Annotated in this window: 2 protein-coding genes and 1 pseudogene; 1 reads left to right on the top strand and 2 read right to left on the bottom strand. The window is 65.6% G+C overall.

Annotation, left to right across the window (positions count from 1 at the left end; all coding sequences use genetic code 11):
* A pseudogene (locus tag H926_RS25230) lies at positions 1-476 on the bottom strand (lytic transglycosylase domain-containing protein); the annotation flags it as partial.
* Positions 477-643: 167 nt separating this feature from the next.
* On the opposite strand from H926_RS25230, the gene dapA reads away from it, so the two are divergent.
* Complete coding sequence (dapA, locus tag H926_RS0102345) at positions 644-1,525, top strand: 4-hydroxy-tetrahydrodipicolinate synthase (RefSeq protein WP_022674870.1); 882 nt, start codon at positions 644-646, stop codon at positions 1,523-1,525.
* A 124-nt stretch (positions 1,526-1,649) separates the two neighbouring features.
* Here the strand turns inward: dapA and radC are convergent.
* The coding region (gene radC / locus H926_RS0102350; protein ID WP_022674871.1) for a DNA repair protein RadC at positions 1,650-2,294 on the bottom strand (645 nt) is incomplete at its 5' end.

Raw genomic sequence — 2,294 nt, forward strand, 5'->3', positions numbered from 1 at the left:
CGGGCGGCCTTGGCCATGGCATCGGCATCGGGCCGGCCTAGCGCCTTGAGCGCCAAGGCATAGCGCGCGCGGCCGGGATTGGTCAGCGGCGGGTGCCGATCGAAATAGGCCACCGTGGCGCGCACGTCGCCACCGCCGCCCGCGCCAACCTCGCGATCGAGCGCGCCTTCGGCATAGCGGCGCAGGCGCTCTTCCTCGGGGAAACCCGGGTAGGTCAGCAGGAAGCCGGCATAATCGGAAAAGGCAAAGCGGTTGGAAGAAGTGAGCAGTTCCCAGCGCGATATGGCCAGGGCCATCGGCCCCTGCTGCCCGGCGACCAGTTGCGCGCGGGCGCGGTCCCAGGCGCTGCCATCCGTGTCGGGCCCGGCATCGCTGGCGTGCGTGGGCATTGACAGCGCCACCAGCGCGGCCAGCCCACACAAGCCATTGCGCAGGGCGTGGGAGACGGGGATTCGGGGCATGTCCATGGTGGACATCGTCGTTGTGGCCTCCTTATCCGGCGCTGAATGTCTTTTTGCCGTGGCAAAGCAAAGTTTGCTGGGCCGATGTTTGACGGACCCATGTTTGCCGGGGTAAGCGCCCCACGGCAAGCGTCGAGACCTGCCCAGAACCGCATTGTGCGACAAGACGAGGGATAATGTCCATGTTTTCCGGCTCCATTCCGGCATTGGTGACACCGTTTCGCGATGGAGCCGTTGACGAGAAAGCATTTCGCCGTCTGGTCGACTGGCAGATCGAAAACGGTTCGTCCGCGCTGGTGCCCTGTGGCACCACCGGTGAAGCATCGACCCTGTCGAACGCCGAGCACCACCGCGTGATCGAGCTGTGCGTGGAACAGGCCGCCGGCCGCGTGCCGGTGATCGCCGGGTGCGGCAGCAACGACACGATGAACGCGCTGCTGCACATGACCTTTTCCAAGAAGTGCGGCGCCCAGGCGGCGCTGTGCGTGGCGCCCTATTACAACCGCCCGAGCCAGGCCGGCCTGATCGCGCATTTCAGCTATCTGGCGGAAAACAACGACCTGCCGATCATTCTTTACAACGTTCCGGGCCGCACGGTGACCGACATCCTGCCCGAAACGGTGTGCGAGTTGGCCAAGCGCTATCCCGACAAGATCGTCGGCATCAAGGACGCCAGTGGCGATCTTTCGCGCGTGACCGACCACCGCATGGGTATCGGCAAGCATTTCTGCCAGCTTTCGGGCGATGATGAACTGGCCCTGCCGGCCAATGCCGCCGGGGCGGTGGGCTGCATTTCGGTGACGGCGAATGTCGCGCCCAAGCTCTGCGCCGAATTCCAGGCGGCCTGCGCGGCCAACGACCTCGCCCTGGCGCGCGAGTTGAACGACAAGCTCTATCCGCTGCACTACGCCATGTTCGAAGATGCCTCGCCGGGGCCGGTCAAGTATGCGCTGTCGCGCGTGCACGAATGGATGGGCGAGGAACTGCGCCTGCCGATGGTTCCGTGCAGCGACGCCGCGCGCCAGGCGGTGGATGCCGCGCTGGAGCATGCTGGCCTGGTGTAAGCGGCTGGATTGAAGTAATTTCTCCCCTCCTCGTCAGAGGAGGGGCCGGGGGTGGTGCTGGCCCTTACGCCATTGTTCCACCACCCCCCGACCCCCTCCTCTGAAGAGGAGGGGGAGTTTCTTTTCAGATCAAGCCTTTGGCCTTGAGCGAGGTGTGGCCTTCGCGGCCGATGATCACGTGATCGTGCACGGTCACGCCCAAAAGCCGCGCGGCCTCCATGATCTTGTGGGTGATCTGAATGTCGGCGCGGCTCGGCTGGGTGCTGCCCGAGGGATGGTTGTGCACCAGGATCAGCGCGGCCGCGCCGATTGCCAGGGCCTTGGCAATGATCTCGCGCGTGTAGATCGCGCTTTCGTCCAGCGTGCCATCACTCACGATCTGGTCGAGCAGCAGGCGGTTCTGGGTGTTGAGATAGAGCACGCGCACGCGTTCGTGGTTCAGGTGCGCCATGTCGATGGTGAGATAGTCGATCAGTGCCTGCCAGCTGGAAAGCACGGGCATTTCCTGCACTTGCGCGCGGGCCAGGCGCCGCGCGGCAACGCCGGCGATGCGCAGCGCGGCAGCGGCGGCCTCCTTGATGCCGGGCACCGCCTGCAACGCGCGCGGATCGGCGTTGAACACGCCGGGCAACGAGCCGAAGCGCTGCAGCAGCATGCGCGCCAGCGGCTTTACGTCCATGCGCGGGATCACGGTCATCAGCAGGGCCTCGATCACCTCGTGATCGGCCAGGGCATCGTCGCTGCCGCTCAGCAGGCGGCGGCGCAGGCG

The sequence above is a fragment of the Novosphingobium sp. B-7 genome (assembly GCF_000410615.1).
GTDB classification, from domain to species: domain Bacteria; phylum Pseudomonadota; class Alphaproteobacteria; order Sphingomonadales; family Sphingomonadaceae; genus Novosphingobium; species Novosphingobium capsulatum.